This window comes from Citrobacter koseri ATCC BAA-895 (genome assembly GCF_000018045.1).
Taxonomy (GTDB): domain Bacteria; phylum Pseudomonadota; class Gammaproteobacteria; order Enterobacterales; family Enterobacteriaceae; genus Citrobacter_B; species Citrobacter_B koseri.
Window position 1 is genome coordinate 2714740 of the sequence record NC_009792.1, and the last position, 14952, is coordinate 2729691.

Sequence of the window (14952 nt, forward strand, 5' to 3'; positions counted from 1 at the left end):
CATTTCATTATGTCGCCCCTTATTCGCTTCATATGCGGTGACATCGTTATACGGTAGCCGCTTCGCGCCTTAACCAGTTCTGTAATAGCTTGCCATCCTGCGTCATTTCACTATCCTGGCGGACGCACAAATAGTAGTCGCGCCCGTCATCTATTGGCAGATCGAAAATCTTCACCAGCTCGCCTTTGTCCAGGTACGGCATAATGAGGGGTTCGCGCATCAGGGCGCATCCCAGTCCTGCCTGTACGCCCGCCAGCGTCAGCAGACCGTCCTCAAACAAGGGGCCGCTGCGCGGCGGGGAACGCTTCACGCCCTGCTGAATAAACCATTGATGCCAGGTGGTTCGTTCTTCATCATGCAGCAGCGGCATCTGCATCAGTTGCTCCGGGGTATCAATATGACCATGCAGTCGCAAAAACGCCTGGCTGCATACTGGCACCATGCGCCCGGAAATCAGTTTTTCACTCTGGTATCCCGCCCAGTTGCCATTGCCGAAGCGGATCGACATGTCTGAAGCATCACTCAGATAGTTGCGGTGATTGGCATACACCACGTTAATCTCGGTATGCGGATTCGCGCGCATAAACATCGGCAGGCGAGGAATAAACCAGCCCATCCCAAAAAGCGGAATCAGGCTAATCGTTACCTGCCGGGTCTGCTCCTGCTCCACCAGATGCTCCGTCGCCTGACGCAAAACGTTAAACGCCGCACGGATCGAACGATAATATTCACGCCCTTGCTGGCTCAGCGCCAGTCGTCGCCCATGCCGTTCGGTGAGCGCGATTTGCAGATATCCCTCAAGCAATTTGAGCTGATGGCTAACCGCAGATGGCGAAATCGCCAGTTCCCTCGCGGCTTGCGTCACGCTTCCTAACCGGGCAATGGCTTCAAAGGCGCGCACCGCCCGCAACGGAGGATCGTTGGCAAGGCGACTCTCCGCAAAGGAGGGTAATGTCATCAATTGTTCTGTTTTATTCATATATTGATTTCTTTAGGCTATAACCTTGTTTTGTGATTAATAAAATAATCATATTAATCATTAAGATATAAAAATATCTGTTTATCATAAGAAATAATATATGTGTATTTTACAATTTTATTCAATTATTGGATGGTACCCACTGAAAGAGCAATTTGTCGGGTACAAACGTTGGACACACTCATACAACAACTGATAAACGGTGTGATGCTGGGCAGCATCTACGCGCTGATCGCGCTGGGCTATACCATGGTGTATGGTATTTTGCGTATTATTAACTTTGCTCACGGCGATATCCTGATGGTTGGCGCGCTTACTACGCTCTCCGCCATCAATGTCCTGAATCATACCTTCCCTGCTATGCCGCAGTTACTGCAACTCGGTGTAGCGCTGCTCATTGCGATGGCCGTCTGCGCCCTGCTGGCAATGGCGGTAGAACGTTTCGCCTATCGCAGGCTGCGTAACGCTCCACGGCTGGCTCCGCTGATCTCCGGTATCGGCGTTTCCGTATTACTGCAAACCGTGGCGATGATCGTCTGGACCCGCAACCCGCTGATGTTCCCGCAGATCCTGTCGATGGCCCCGATCGCCGTGACCTCCGGCGGCGAAACTCATCCACCCGCGATTATCACTCTCACCGGCATTGTCACCGTCGGGCTGGCGCTGGCGGTCATGACCGGTCTGTGGCTGCTGGTTGAATACACTCGCCTCGGGCGAGGCATGCGCGCAGTGGCAGAGAATCCGCGGGTCGCCACGCTGATGGGCGTTAACCCAAACGCCATCATCACCCTGACGTTTGCTATCGGCGGCATTTTTGCGGCGCTGGCCGGCGTGATGATGGCGAGCAACTACGGTAACGCCAGCTTCTCAATGGGCTTTCTCCCCGGAATTAAAGCGTTCACCGCCGCCGTGCTTGGCGGCATTGGCAATATTCGCGGTGCGATGATCGGCGGGATTTTACTGGGCGTCATAGAAGCGCTGGGTGCGGGCTATCTCGGTGAACTCACTAACGGCGTCTTTGGCAGTAATTACCAGGACGTGTTTGCCTTCATCGTGTTGATCCTGGTGCTGGTATTCCGTCCGGCAGGTTTGCTGGGCGAGCGCGTGGCGCACAGAGCGTAAGGGAAAACCAATGACAACCGTACAACTGCAAGCTCCAGCCACGACGCGCAAATTTTGGTCAGGCATGACCTTGTTCTGCATCGCATTGCTGATCGCTCCTGTCGTTGCCAGTCAGCTTGGCGGTAACTACTGGGTCCGCGTGATCGATTTCGCCCTGCTCTACATCATGCTGGCGCTGGGGCTCAATATCGTCGTGGGCTATACCGGCCTGCTGGATATGGGGTTTATTGCCTTTTATGCCGTTGGGGCTTATCTGGCCGCTCTGCTGGCCTCTCCCCATCTGTCTGAGGTGTTCCCAATCCTCGCCGTCTGGTTCCCGGACGGGCTACATACCTCGTATCTGCTGATCGTTCCGGCTGCGGCACTGGTCGCTGCCGTATGCGGCATTTTGCTTGGCGCACCGACGCTGAAGCTGCGCGGGGATTATCTGGCTATTGTTACGCTGGGCTTTGGCGAAATTATCCGCATTCTGATGCGCAACCTCGATCGCCCGGTGAATATCACCAACGGCGCCAAAGGCATCACCGGCGTGGATACGCTTAACCTGTTTGGCCTGAAGTTCAGCGGTGTTTATCACTGGCTCGGCTTTAAAGTGCCCGCGTTGTGGCTGTGGTACTACCTGCTGATGCTGGTCATTGTGGCGATCATTTTTGTCTGCCTGCGCCTGCAACACTCACGTATCGGCCGCGCCTGGCACGCGATTCGTGAGGACGAAGACGTGGCCCGCGCGATGGGCATTAACGTGCGCAACTATAAGCTGCTGGCTTTTGCTATGGGCGCCTCGTTTGGCGGCGTCGCTGGCGCACTGTTTGGCGCGTTTCAGGGATTTGTCTCCCCGGAATCCTTCACCCTGCAAGAGTCCATTGCCGTGCTGGCGATGGTGGTGCTGGGCGGTATGGGCCATATCCCCGGCGTGATCCTCGGTGCGGTGCTCCTGACCGCTCTGCCGGAACTGCTCCGTAGCCAGGCGGCCCCTGTTCAACAGATGTTGTTCGGCACGGTACTGATTGACCCGGAAATTTTGCGTCAGCTCTTCTACGGCCTTGCACTGGTGCTGGTGATGCTGGTTCGCCCATCCGGTATCTGGCCGGTTCGCCACAAAGAGGTGAAAGCATGAGCCTGTTAACCGTGAGCAATATGTCCAAACGCTTTGGCGGCCTGACCGCCGTGGACGATGTTTCGCTTTCCATTAATAAAGGCGAGATCTACGGTCTGATCGGCCCCAACGGAGCCGGAAAAACCACCTGTTTTAACCTGATTACCGGGCTTTACCCGGCAGACAGGGGGGCGTTTTTTATTGCAGACCAACCCTATTACCCAAAACAGATAGAGAAAGTCACCGCCGCCGGGATTGCACGCACTTTTCAAAACGTGCGTCTGTTCAACGAGATGTCGGTGCTGGAAAACGTGATGGTCGGTCGCCACGTTCGTACCCGTAATGGGCTATGGGCTGCACTGAGCCGCCATAAACGCGCCCGTGAGGAAGAAGCGCAAACCCGCGAACAGGCCTGGCGCTGGCTGGAGTACACCGGCATTGCAAAGTTTGCCCATTACCGCGCCTGCGATCTGGCCTATGGCCACCAGCGTCGTCTTGAGATCGCCCGCGCGCTGGCTACAGATCCGCTGCTTCTGGCGCTTGACGAACCTGCTGCGGGGATGAACGCCGCCGAGAAGGTCGCGCTTGGCGAGCTGTTAATCCGTATTCGTGAAGATGGCAAAACCCTGCTGATGATCGAGCACGACGTCAAGCTAGTGATGAACATCTGCGACCGCCTGACGGTGCTCGATTACGGCAAAACGCTGGCCTGCGGCACGCCGGATAGCGTGCGTCGCGACCCGGCAGTTATCGCAGCCTGGCTTGGAGGCAATAAGCATGTCTGAGTTACTGAAGGTGGAACGCCTGGATGTGCATTACGGCGGTATTCAGGCCGTTCGCGATATCTCCTTTACCCTGCATGAGGGTGAACAAGCCACGCTGATTGGCGCCAACGGCGCGGGTAAAAGTTCCACCGTACGCGCCATCACCGGGCTGGAAAGTTTTAACGGCAACATTGAGTTCAATGGCAAAGCCGTACGCAAACAGAAACCGGAGACGCTGCTGCGCAACGGGCTGGTGATGGTGCCGGAAGGTCGCGGCATCTTTGCCCGCATGACGGTGCTTGAAAATTTGCAGATGGGGGCATGGTTAAGGCGTGACGCCACCAGCGTTAAGCGCGAAATGGCAGAGATTTTTGAGCGTTTCCCGCGTCTTGGCGAACGCCAGCACCAGCTTGCAGGACTGCTCTCTGGCGGCGAACAGCAGCTGTTGGCGCTCAACCGCGCCCTGCTGAGCCGCCCGCGTTTGCTGATCCTCGACGAGCCGTCTATGGGGTTAGCCCCCAGGATGGTGGAAAACATTTTTACCGTGATCGCCGGGCTGCGCGCACGCGGCGTCGCCCTGCTGCTCATTGAACAAAACGCCCGACTGGCGCTGGAAGTAACCGACAGCGCCTGGGTGATGGACAGCGGCAGCATTGTGCATCACGGCGAGTCGAAAGCGATGCTTAATGACGATCAAATTGCACAGATTTATTTGGGCGAAATGCCTGTTTAACACACTCACCAACAGCAGGGAAAAACAATGAAAACAGTAAAAATCAGTGCGCTCAGCGCCGCTATTCTGCTCAGTAGTTTTGCCTCTACAGGTGCATGGTCAGCTAAAAGCGAAACCGTGGCCATCGGTCTTGCAGGCCCGCTTACCGGCCCGTCTGCCCGTATTGGTAAAGATCTGGAGAACGGCGCCCAACTGGCGATTGACGATATCAACAAGCAGCACCCGACCATCGGTGGTAAAGCGGTGACCTTCAGGCTGCAATCTGAAGACGATCAGTCCGACCCGCGCACTGCCGTGGCTGTGGCGCAGCGTCTGGTCGATAGCGGCGTGGCGGGCGTGGTCGGCCACTGGAATACCGGCACCAGTATTCCGGCAGCACGCGTTTATCACGATGCGGGTATCGCCCAGGTCGCGCCTGTTGCCACCGGCCATGCCTATACCAGACAAGGCTTTGATACCAGCTTCCGTGTGATGGGGCATGACGACGACGGCGGCCAGTTTGCCGGTCAGTACGCGGTGAATACCCTGAAGGCAAAACGTATTGCCGTGATCGACGACCGTACCGCATTCGGTCAGGGGCTGGCTGACGAGTTTATAAAATCACTTGAAGCGCAGGGCGTGAAGATTGTTGACCGTCAGTACGTTGACGACAAAACCGTGGATTTCAGCGCCGTGCTGACCGCCATTCGTAGCAAAAATGCTGACCTGATTTTCTTCGGCGGCGTGGATAGCCAGGCCGCGCCGCTGGCGCGTCGTATCAAACAGCTGGGTATGAACGCCACGCTGATGGGCGCAGGCGGCTTCGTCAGCCAGACCTTCCTGCAACTGGCCCAGAAAGAAGGCGAAGGCGTCGTGGCGCTGGAGCCGGGCCTGCCGGTTGAGCAGATGCCGGGCGGTAAGGCGTTCGAGCAAGAGTATCAGTCTCGCTACCACACCCATATTGAACTCCACGCCCCATTCGCCTATGACGCCACCCGCGTTCTGGTTGCTGCGATGGAAAAAGCCGACTCTGTCGATCCGGCTGAGTATCTGCCGGTTCTGCGCGCAATAAGCTATTCCGGCGTTACCGGGCAGATCGCTTTTGATAATGAAGGCAACCTGAAATCGCCGTCTTTCACCGTCTACAAAGTCGTGGATGGTAAATGGCAGCCGCAAACGGTACTGGGCGGCACCAAAACGAAGTAACGCAGTGAGGCAATGTGATGAGTGATAATAATGAGCTGGGCATTCTCGCCCGCCGCAAAATAGAAGCAGAGATTATTAAACCAATCTATGAAATCCTGGTGCGCGAGATAGGGAAAGCCCGCGCCCAGGCGGTCATTGGCGAAGCCATTGAGCAGGCGGCGATCGATGCCGGTAAAGAATTTGCGCGCAAGGAGCCGAATGGCACAGACGTGAAGAGTTTTATCGCCCTGCAATACCTGTGGGAGAAGGATAACGCGCTGGATGTCAAAGTGATCGACGCCGACGACAAGCAGTACAACTATAACGTCACCCGCTGCCGTTATGCCGAGATGTACCACGAGATGGGCCTCGGTGAGATTGGCCATCTGCTCTCCTGCGCCCGCGATGAGAAATTTATCGTCGGCTACGCGCCCGACGTGGAGCTGACCCGTACGACCACCATCATGCAGGGTGGCGCATGCTGTGACTTTCGCTATCGCACCAAAAAGGAAGACGTATGATCCGCGTGAATGCAGAGCGTTTATGGTCGACGCTTGAGATAATGGCACAAATCGGCGGCACGCCAGCCGGTGGCGTCACCCGACTGGCATTAAGCAATGAGGATCGCCTCGCCCGTGATTTACTGCGCGACTGGGCGCAGGAAGCCGGATTTCGCTGCGAAATCGATAGCATGGGCAACATGTTTATTCGCCGCGCCGGTAAAAAACCACAGCTTGCGCCGGTGATGACCGGTTCACACGTTGATTCTCAGCCGCTGGGTGGGCGATATGATGGAATTTACGGCGTGCTGGCCGGGCTGGAAGTGCTGCGTACTTTAAACGATCAGAACATAGAGACCGAACGCGATATTGTACTGGTCAACTGGACCAATGAAGAAGGCGCGCGCTTCGCGCCAGCAATGCTGGCCTCCGGCGTCTGGAGCGGGCAGTTCACACAACAATACGCGTGGGCGCGTGAAGATCAGGATGGCATCAGCGTCGGCGAAGCGCTTGAGGCCATCGGTTACCGTGGCGACCAGCCCACCGTCGCCTTCCCTGTCTACACCTGTTACGAGCTACATATCGAGCAAGGCCCGATTCTCGAAGAGGAAGGTATTGATATCGGCCTGGTGCATGCCGCTATGGGCCAGCGCTGGTTCAACGTTGTAATCCGCGGATTTGCCGCCCATGCCGGCACCACGCCAATGGCCAGCCGCCGCGATGCGTTGACCGCCTTCGCCCGTCTGGCGCTGGCGGTGGAAGACATTGGCAATCAGCACGAACCTGACGGCAGAGCGACAATCGGCATGGCGCAGATTTCACCGGGATCGCGTAACGTAGTGCCAGGGGAAGTACATTGCAGCGTGGAGTTTCGTCATCCACAAACTGCCGCCCTCCAGGCAATGGAAACGGCGTTTCGCAAGGCAACCGCCGATCTGAATCAGCGCGGCATTCAGCTCGACGTGGAACGTATCTTCGATTACGCCCCCATCGCATTTGACGAGACCTGCCTACAGCGCAGCGCAAACGCGGCCCAGGCACTGGGATACAGCAGCAAACGGATGGTGTCCGGCGCCGGTCACGATACCTGTTATATCAGCAAAATCGCGCCCGCCAGCATGATTTTTATCCCCTGCGAAAAAGGCATCAGCCATAACGAGGCAGAAAACATTCAGCCGGAATGGGCAGAAAAAGGCGCTAATGTTCTGCTGCACAGCCTCCTGCCGGCTGCGCTTGAATAACAGAGCCTGGTGAACCGGTCAGTCAGAAGAATCACTATTCAACTTAATCGATTACAAGCATGACCGGATTTGACCGTACAGCAGACCATGAATATGACTCATGTTGTAATGAAATTAAGTCTCTTTCACTCATCCAGTGACTCTGGCATAAAAGAGACCTTACTCACTTATTGATAACATGAAGACTGCTAAATAATAAAGTCAGGTAACTCTGTAAAATCAATAAATTAATTCAGTTTTCATATCATGACTTAGGATGCAGGATCACGATGAATAACGATTTTACATTTACGATCAAAAGCAGTCGCTTCGATGAGCATTATAACCCTTCTGAAAATACGCGTATTACTACCAACTTTGCGAATCTGGCCAGAGGAAAGAACCGCCAGGAAAACTTACGCAACACGTTAGTGATGATTGACAATCGCTTCAATACACTGGCGTATTGGGATAACCCCAAAAGCGCTCGTTATTCTGTGGAACTTGATATCATTTCTGTTGCGATGAATATTAACGTTGATAGCAGCAGCGATACATTCCCCGCTATTGAAATATTAAAAACCAATATTATTGACAAAAAGAACAACGAACGTTTTGAAGGTATTGTCGGGAATAATTTTTCCTCTTACGTGCGAGATTATGATTTTAGCGTATTACTGCCAGAGCATAACAAAAACAAACCTGAGTTTAGCATTCCAGATAATTTTGGTGATTTGCATGGGAACATATTTAAACATTTTATAAACTCAAATGAATACAAAGAGCATTTCAAAAAACCACCTGTGATATGTCTCAGCGTGTCAAGTAACGATATCTATCATCGGACTGGAAATCAGCATCCTGTATTGGGTATCGAATACCAGCCAGGTGGCGCTTCGTTAACTGAGAAATACTTCAAAAAAATGGATTTGCAGGTTCGCTATTTTATGCCCCAAAATAGCGTTGCACCTTTAGCCTTTTATTTTTCTGGTGATTTACTTAGTGATTACACGAATCTTGAGCTTATCAGCACCATCAGTACGATGGAGACGTTCCAGAAGATTTACCGACCTGAAATTTACAATGCCAACGCCGCAGCAGGTCAATGCTATCAACCAAATCTGAACCACCAGGATCATTCATTAACAAAAATTGTTTATGATCGGGAAGAACGCAGCCAGCTGGCTATTGAGCAGGGAAAGTTTACAGAAGAGCATTTCATCAAACCATACAAAGATATTCTTGAAAAATGGTCTGCTCACTACGCTCTTTGATTAACCGAAAATAAAAGGTCATCAATTATGAAAATATTACTACCCACTTCAACGGCTGGCAGTTTACCTAAACCTTCCTGGCTTGCTCAACCTGAGACGCTTTGGTCGCCCTGGAAATTGCAAAATGAGGAATTAATCGAGGGAAAACAAGATGCGCTACGTTTGTCCCTGGATGATCAACTACGGGCAGGTATTGATATTGTTAGTGATGGCGAGCAAACGCGCCAACACTTTGTCACCACGTTTATTGAACACCTCAGCGGCGTTGATTTTGAGAAACGTCAGATTGTTAAAATTCGTAATCGCTATGATGCGAGCGTACCGACCGTTGTTGATGCGGTAGCGCGTCAAAAACCCGTTTTTGTTGAAGATGCAAAGTATTTACGCCAGCTCACTCGTCAGCCGATTAAATGGGCGCTGCCAGGGCCTATGACGATGATCGATACGCTCTACGATGCCCACTATAAAAGCCGCGAAAAGCTGGCCTGGGAATTTGCAAAAATTCTCAATCAGGAAGCCAGAGAGTTAGAAGCTGCCGGCGTCGATATTATCCAGTTTGATGAGCCCGCATTTAATGTGTTTTTTGATGAAGTGAATGACTGGGGGATCGCCGCGTTAGAAAAAGCCATTGAAGGGCTAAAATGCGAAACCGCTGTGCATATCTGCTATGGATATGGCATCAAGGCCAATACCGACTGGAAAAAGACGCTGGGGTCAGAGTGGAGACAATATGAAGAAGCTTTCCCCAAACTGCAAACGTCTAATATCGATATCATCTCACTGGAATGTCATAACTCGCATGTTCCAATGGATCTGCTTGAACTGATTCGCGGTAAAAAAGTCATGGTAGGGGCCATTGACGTGGCAACCAACACCATTGAGACACCAGAGGAAGTCGCCAGTACGTTACGCAAAGCGCTTCAGTTTGTCGATGCCGACAAGCTCTATCCTTCTACCAACTGTGGTATGGCTCCCTTATCTCGTCAGGTAGCCAAAGGTAAGCTCGATGCCCTAAGCGCAGGCGCAGAAATCATCCGAAGAGAACTTTCGGCTAAATGACTCTGTTAATAAGATACGGGCTATAAACCGCAGTAGGTAATATATCCCTGAGCGGCAGAACCGCATGCTGGCGCAGAAGGCGTCAGCCAGACAGCTGCTGTTTATCGTCCTCTTTCAAACAGTTCATGAATGCCCGGAGGGGGTTAAGATTTTTCTGCCAGCCACTTATTAAAGCGCACCATATCTTCCAGCACACATTTGACCAACTGTTCAATCGTTTCCCAGTCCTGCTCGTTATTGCAGGCAACTTCAAGCGCCTCACAGGTCTCTTTCAGCGGCGTATAATTCATCATCCGTGCACCGCCGTTAATCCGGTGTGCCATGCGGCCAACCTTGTCACGGTCTCGCTGTTCAAGTCGCAGTTTAAGTTTCCCGATAAATTCGCCCTGTACGCAACGGCTGGCGCCGGTGTAGCGAAAGTGAAAGTAGGTGGCTGGCAGGGTAATGACACCCGCGAGTTCGCCGGCAACACGCAAACCAACTTTACGTACTCCGTTGGTGCGGGTGCTTCTTATGAAGTTATTAACGATTTGACCCTGTACGCCACTTATCGTTATGTCGATATGGGCAATATCGAAAGCGGCCGTAACACCTTTGTAAACGCCCGTGCTCTACAGGATGAAAATATGCGTGGACGCCTGGTCAACAATGAATTTGTGTTCGGCGTTCGTTACGTCCTTTAAGGCACTTTGACAGAGAGTTTCATCCCCCTCCTTTCAGGTATTTGTTCTCATCTTTTATGCCACTTTTTTCCTGACCTTACCGCCTTCCTGCCGGGTGGTAAGGCTTTTAACCCACAGCCCTAATGGCGAAAAAAATCTTATAATGTTGGTAGGTTCACCGATACTTCTTTGGCATTCACTCTAAAACCCCATTAAATTCAAGTAAAATAATTGGTATTGATCCGATGAAAACATGACTGAATGCTGGACTCAACTGGGGGCACAGTTAACTTTATCCGTTTTACCAATATGAATCGCCACGGATACGCAGACTTCTTATCAATATAGGTGCCGAATGGCTTGAATCCTGAATCGCCACGGGTTTAACAGACACCTCAGAGTCGTTTAAGATGGCTTAAAAAGAGGTGCCCATGGACGGTAAGCGTTATCCCGAAGAGTTTAAAATTTGAGTTTCGTGTCTGAAAAAATACCGTTAGCCAGTGGTTCTCCGATTCTTTTTATTAACGTGTCAGGACAGACTATTGCGTCTGTTTTTCTGTTTTATATCGCCGTTGCAGTGTTGCTTTCAGCTTACGCTGGAGAGGTTCCGGGTTTTCCCCTTCAATCAATTTGCCAATAAGATCAAAGCAGTGCCATGCCAGCTGATGATTATCCTGGCGGATGGTATCGACAGGAATAGTGAGTGAGTCATACAAATAGTGATCGTCAAAGCTGGCCAGCCGCATGTTACTTTGCAGCAGATTGTGCTGGCCCATATAGCGCAGCACCCCTTCCAGCAGCCCGCAGGCGGCGGTGAACAGCGCCTTAGGTGGACGTCCCAGTCGGGCGCAAAGTTCAGCGAACATCTCATAACCGGAACCAGGGTGATAGTTGCCGTGGATGATCCACTCCGGGCGCAGTTCAACGTTGGCTTCACGTAACCCCTGCTTAAACCCCTCCAGACGGTCACGCGTCGGGGAAAGCCGCGGCTGACCGCCGAGGAAGTAGAACTCGTCAGGATGCTGGCGGGCGATATCCGCCACCAGTTCAGCCGTGGGAGTAATCGAATCGGTGATGACCAGCGGCAGAGAGCTGTCGTTCATGTGGCGATCAAATAGAACCACGGGCATCTGCTCGCTCAGTTTCTGGTAATCCGCATCATTCAACATACTGGAGGCGACAATCAACCCGTCCACCTGGCGCGCCACCATGTTATTGACCACTACGGTCTCCTGGCCTGGGTTTTCATCGCTACAGGAAATCAGCAACTGAACGCCCGCCTCCCGGCACAGGGTTTCCAGTTCGTGAGAAAAGACGGCAAAACCGTAGTTGGTGATTTCCGGAACCACCAGACCAATGGTGTGGCTGCGGTTATCACGCAGCGAGCGGGCGTGAATGCTGGGCTGGTAGTGATGCTCTTTTGCAATAGCCAGTACACGATCCCGTGTTTCTTCCGCCACCCGTAGCTCTTTGCTGCGTCCGTTCAGTACCAGGCTGGCAGTGGCTTTTGAGACCCCCGCCAGTTCCGCGATGTCTTTTATTGTGACGCGTTTTGTTTTTCTCACAACGACTTAGATCCGGCTGCCAAAACTCCTATTCTATCATGCAGCGGCGCAGCGACCAGTAGCGTAATGTGATGTCGGACGCACCTTCGAAGCGTACCCGGGCCGGATGGTCAGGAAAATAGCGGCTGCTCATCACCCCTTCGCCATGGTTGATGAAAATTTCAATACTGGAGCTGTCGCACAGAACGCGTAAATGGCTGACGTCGCCCTGCCAGTAGCGGGTCAACATTTCACCGTTTTTCAGACTGGCGCGTTCCAGACGCACACCGTAGTCATCGACCGTGAGACGCAACGCGCCGGCAAAATCGGCATTCACGTACGAAGTGCTCAGTTCAAACTCAAGACGCGTCGCCTCCAGTTCTGGCGCATCGCTGGCGCGGCCCTGCCACTGGTGTTCGGCTTCGCGAAGCTGTTCAAGTTCTCTGGCAGGCGTTTGCCAGAGCCTGCCGTCGCGATACTTCAATTCCCGCGGGCAGGTCATCTGGTGGATCCAGCCGTACGCACATGTGGGCTGAAGCATCTCTTCACCGTCCGGCACGCCCATCCAGCCGATCAGGATGCGTCTTCCGTCTTCCGCCACCGTGGTTTGTGGCGCATAAAACTCAAAACCGGCGTCAAGCTCATGCAGCTCGCCGTGGGCAAACGAAGCCGTTTCATAATCAAATGCCCCGCTCATCCAGACTGACGGATAGGTATTGAGATAGCGATGCGGTTCGCGCGCCAGCCCCTGCGGGCAGCAGATCAACACATGTGTTTCATCAAGCGCAAACAGATCCGGACACTCCCACATATACCCGGAGTCCGTAAGACCGTTCACGCCCTGTCCAGCAATCTCACCGCAGGGCTGCCAGTGGTGTAAATCATCGGATGTGAACAGCAGCACTTTGCCCTGCTTTTGCAGATCCTGCGCACCGAGCACCATGTACCACTGCCCATCATGGCACCACACCTTCGGGTCCCGTACATGCCCGGTGTACCCTTCCGGCAGGGGCAACACTGGCCCCTGCTTGGTAAAACTGCCATCATCATTTTGCACCGCCAGACACTGCCAGGCGATGCGACCGCCGTCGTCAAACTTGACGTTACCGGTGTAGCACAGGGTCAGCACGCCGTTGTTATCCACGGCGCTGCCGGAGTAACAGCCGTTACGGTCATACTCTTCGTCGGGCATCAGGGCAATTGACTCGTGCTGCCAGTGCACCAGATCCACGGAGCTCCAGTGTCCCCAGCACTTATAGCGATGATCGCAGCCCAGTGGGTTCCATTGATAAAACAGGTGGTAGCGCCCGGCAAACCAGATAAACCCGTTCGGATCGTTCATCAGCCCCGTTACCGGCGCGGGATGCCACTGCGGATAATGGCTGTCCGCCAGTGCACACGGCTGGCCTTGCATTACTGCCTGCAACACGGCAGGCCAGCGGGAAGCTAAAGTCATTATTCAGAGTCCGTCTTATATTTCAGCAGCAGGGAGACGGTGAACGCCACACCGAAAGCAATCACCATGCCGATAATATAGTTAAGCAGCGAGCTGGCCTGTACTATTGCCATGCCCGGAATAGCAGTCAGTCCCACGGCGGTCATGTAGACATGCACCGACACCACCCAAGCACCGCCCGCCGCGCCACCGATCAGCGCCGCGATAAACGGCTTCACGAAGCGCAGGTTGATACCAAAAATCGCCGCTTCGGTGATGCCCAGCATCGCAGAGAACGCCGACGGTAATGTAATGGCTTTGATTTTGGCATCGTTGGTTTTGAACCACACCGCCAGACACGCCCCGCCTTGCGCCACATTCGCCATCGCCCAGATTGGCAGCAGGAAGTTAACGCCTATCGACGGATTCCCCAGCAGTCCGGCCTCGATGGCGTGGAAGCTGTGGTGAATACCGGTAATAACAATTACCGAATACAGACCACCAAACAACAGCCCGGCCAGCCAGCCTGCATGAGCAATCAGGGTACTCAGGATGAAGGAGATACCGTCTCCCAGCGCGCGGCCCGCAGGGCCAATGATCAACAGCGCAATAAAGCCGGAGATAATAACAGTCAGGAACGGGGTCAGGATCAGATCTAACGCATCCGGGATCGCCCGGCGCAGCTGTTTCTCCACTATGCTCATAAACCACACCGCCAGCAGTACCGGGAACACGGTTCCCTGATAGCCAATCATGGCGATTTCAAAACCGAAAAAGTTCATGGTGTGGAAGCCGGACGCCACGCCCCAGGCGTTGGTCAGCGCCGGGTGCGTCAGAATGCCACCCAGCGTCGCCCCCAGATACGGGTTACCGCCAAATTCCCGGGCTGCGGTAAAGCCAATCAGGATCGGCAGAATAATAAACGCCGCCGAGCTGCACATATCCAGCATGATGTAAAGCGCGTTATCCGCATTCACCCAGCCGTAGGTTTTTACCATCCCAAGCAGGCCCATCAGCAAACCGGACGCCACAATGGCAGGAATGATTGGCACGAAGATGTTAGACAGCAGACGAGCAATACGCTGGAACGGGTTCAGCTTACGTGCGGCGATATCTGCAGCTTCGGACTTGCTGGATTCGCTAATCCCCGCAGCCTGAATAAACGCGGCGTAGACCTTGTTAACCACACCGGTACCAAAAATCACCTGCATCTGCCCGGAGTTACGAAAACAGCCTTTCACCCCTTCGACCTTGCCAATGGCCTGCTGATCGGAAAGCGCGTCGTCAATCAGAACCAGACGCAGACGCGTTGCGCAGTGAGCGGCGCTTGCGATGTTCTCTTTGCCTCCGAGCAGCGGGATGAGTTCGCGGGCGATATTATCAAAATCCATATATACCTC

15 protein-coding genes are annotated in these 14952 nt (G+C 53.5%); 10 read left to right on the forward strand and 5 right to left on the reverse strand.

Going from position 1 to position 14952, the window contains the following annotated elements; all coding sequences use genetic code 11:
* Positions 1 to 46: 46 nt before the first annotated feature.
* A complete protein-coding gene (locus CKO_RS12485) occupies positions 47 to 979 on the reverse strand; it encodes a LysR substrate-binding domain-containing protein (RefSeq protein ID WP_012133751.1) in 933 nt (310 codons plus the stop codon).
* Positions 980 to 1150: 171 nt separating this feature from the next.
* Here CKO_RS12485 and CKO_RS12490 point away from each other — a divergent pair, with 171 nt between their 5' ends.
* From CKO_RS12490 to CKO_RS12530, 9 genes are all read left to right on the forward strand, one after another.
* A complete protein-coding gene (locus tag CKO_RS12490; RefSeq protein ID WP_024130638.1) occupies positions 1151 to 2101 on the forward strand; it encodes a branched-chain amino acid ABC transporter permease in 951 nt (316 codons plus the stop codon).
* A gap of 10 nt (positions 2102 to 2111) precedes the next feature.
* On the forward strand, positions 2112 to 3218 hold the full coding sequence (locus CKO_RS12495; RefSeq protein ID WP_012133753.1) for a branched-chain amino acid ABC transporter permease: 1107 nt from the start codon (positions 2112 to 2114) through the stop codon (positions 3216 to 3218).
* Positions 3215 to 3982 (forward strand): ABC transporter ATP-binding protein, encoded by a 768-nt coding sequence (locus CKO_RS12500; RefSeq protein WP_012133754.1) that lies wholly within the window; start codon positions 3215 to 3217, stop codon positions 3980 to 3982. The genes CKO_RS12495 and CKO_RS12500 overlap by 4 nt, the downstream gene beginning before the upstream one ends.
* Positions 3975 to 4694, forward strand: coding sequence for an ABC transporter ATP-binding protein (locus CKO_RS12505; RefSeq protein WP_012133755.1), 720 nt, complete (start codon positions 3975 to 3977; stop codon positions 4692 to 4694). Before CKO_RS12500 ends, CKO_RS12505 begins: the two co-directional genes overlap by 8 nt.
* 27 nt (positions 4695 to 4721) lie before the next feature.
* On the forward strand, positions 4722 to 5879 hold the full coding sequence (locus CKO_RS12510; protein WP_012133756.1) for a branched-chain amino acid ABC transporter substrate-binding protein: 1158 nt from the start codon (positions 4722 to 4724) through the stop codon (positions 5877 to 5879).
* Positions 5880 to 5896: 17 nt separating this feature from the next.
* On the forward strand, positions 5897 to 6379 hold the full coding sequence (locus CKO_RS12515; protein WP_012133757.1) for an L-2-amino-thiazoline-4-carboxylic acid hydrolase: 483 nt from the start codon (positions 5897 to 5899) through the stop codon (positions 6377 to 6379).
* Positions 6376 to 7599, forward strand: a complete 1224-nt coding sequence (locus CKO_RS12520; RefSeq protein WP_012133758.1) for a Zn-dependent hydrolase — start codon at positions 6376 to 6378, stop codon at positions 7597 to 7599. The genes CKO_RS12515 and CKO_RS12520 overlap by 4 nt, the downstream gene beginning before the upstream one ends.
* Positions 7600 to 7868: 269 nt before the next feature.
* On the forward strand, positions 7869 to 8852 hold the full coding sequence (locus tag CKO_RS12525) for a DUF1852 domain-containing protein (RefSeq protein ID WP_012133759.1): 984 nt from the start codon (positions 7869 to 7871) through the stop codon (positions 8850 to 8852).
* Positions 8853 to 8879: 27 nt separating this feature from the next.
* Positions 8880 to 9911 carry a methionine synthase gene (locus tag CKO_RS12530; RefSeq protein WP_012133760.1) on the forward strand — a complete coding sequence of 344 codons (1032 nt, stop codon included), beginning with the start codon at positions 8880 to 8882 and terminating at the stop codon, positions 9909 to 9911.
* Between the two features lie 143 nt (positions 9912 to 10054).
* Here the strand turns inward: CKO_RS12530 and CKO_RS23615 are convergent, their stop codons facing one another.
* The gene (locus CKO_RS23615) at positions 10055 to 10234 is read right to left on the reverse strand and encodes an Hpt domain-containing protein (RefSeq protein ID WP_024130639.1); all 180 of its coding nucleotides are present in this window, start codon (positions 10232 to 10234) and stop codon (positions 10055 to 10057) included.
* Between CKO_RS23615 and CKO_RS23355 the strand changes: the two genes are divergently transcribed.
* Positions 10226 to 10594 carry an outer membrane protein gene (locus CKO_RS23355; RefSeq protein ID WP_024130640.1) on the forward strand — a complete coding sequence of 123 codons (369 nt, stop codon included), beginning with the start codon at positions 10226 to 10228 and terminating at the stop codon, positions 10592 to 10594. The two genes, CKO_RS23615 and CKO_RS23355, sit on opposite strands and share 9 nt — an antisense overlap.
* Before the next feature lie 518 nt (positions 10595 to 11112).
* On the opposite strand, the gene CKO_RS12545 is transcribed toward CKO_RS23355, so the two are convergent.
* Genes CKO_RS12545 through CKO_RS12555 form a run of 3 tightly spaced genes read right to left on the reverse strand, consistent with a single transcriptional unit; the run spans position 11113 to position 14943 of the window.
* On the reverse strand, positions 11113 to 12138 hold the full coding sequence (locus tag CKO_RS12545; RefSeq protein ID WP_012133762.1) for a LacI family DNA-binding transcriptional regulator: 1026 nt from the start codon (positions 12136 to 12138) through the stop codon (positions 11113 to 11115).
* Between the two features lie 28 nt (positions 12139 to 12166).
* Positions 12167 to 13573 (reverse strand): sucrose-6-phosphate hydrolase, encoded by a 1407-nt coding sequence (locus CKO_RS12550; protein ID WP_012133763.1) that lies wholly within the window; start codon positions 13571 to 13573, stop codon positions 12167 to 12169.
* A complete protein-coding gene (locus CKO_RS12555) occupies positions 13573 to 14943 on the reverse strand; it encodes a sucrose-specific PTS transporter subunit IIBC (RefSeq protein ID WP_012133764.1) in 1371 nt (456 codons plus the stop codon). Before CKO_RS12555 ends, CKO_RS12550 begins: the two co-directional genes overlap by 1 nt.
* Between the last annotated feature and the right edge of the window lie 9 nt (positions 14944 to 14952).

Bases quoted from the DNA above. Each gene is read 5' to 3' on its own strand.
- CKO_RS12525 (WP_012133759.1), top strand. From the start codon at position 7,869: ATGAATAACGATTTTACATTTACGATCAAAAGCAGTCGCTTCGATGAG.
- CKO_RS12495 (WP_012133753.1), top strand. From the start codon at position 2,112: ATGACAACCGTACAACTGCAAGCTCCAGCCACGACGCGCAAATTTTGG.
- CKO_RS12500 (WP_012133754.1), top strand. From the start codon at position 3,215: ATGAGCCTGTTAACCGTGAGCAATATGTCCAAACGCTTTGGCGGCCTG.
- CKO_RS12515 (WP_012133757.1), top strand. From the start codon at position 5,897: ATGAGTGATAATAATGAGCTGGGCATTCTCGCCCGCCGCAAAATAGAA.
- CKO_RS23615 (WP_024130639.1), bottom strand. From the start codon at position 10,234: ATGGCACACCGGATTAACGGCGGTGCACGGATGATGAATTATACGCCG.
- CKO_RS12530 (WP_012133760.1), top strand. From the start codon at position 8,880: ATGAAAATATTACTACCCACTTCAACGGCTGGCAGTTTACCTAAACCT.
- CKO_RS12555 (WP_012133764.1), bottom strand. From the start codon at position 14,943: ATGGATTTTGATAATATCGCCCGCGAACTCATCCCGCTGCTCGGAGGC.
- CKO_RS12520 (WP_012133758.1), top strand. From the start codon at position 6,376: ATGATCCGCGTGAATGCAGAGCGTTTATGGTCGACGCTTGAGATAATG.
- CKO_RS12550 (WP_012133763.1), bottom strand. From the start codon at position 13,573: ATGACTTTAGCTTCCCGCTGGCCTGCCGTGTTGCAGGCAGTAATGCAA.
- CKO_RS12485 (WP_012133751.1), bottom strand. From the start codon at position 979: ATGAATAAAACAGAACAATTGATGACATTACCCTCCTTTGCGGAGAGT.
- CKO_RS12510 (WP_012133756.1), top strand. From the start codon at position 4,722: ATGAAAACAGTAAAAATCAGTGCGCTCAGCGCCGCTATTCTGCTCAGT.
- CKO_RS12505 (WP_012133755.1), top strand. From the start codon at position 3,975: ATGTCTGAGTTACTGAAGGTGGAACGCCTGGATGTGCATTACGGCGGT.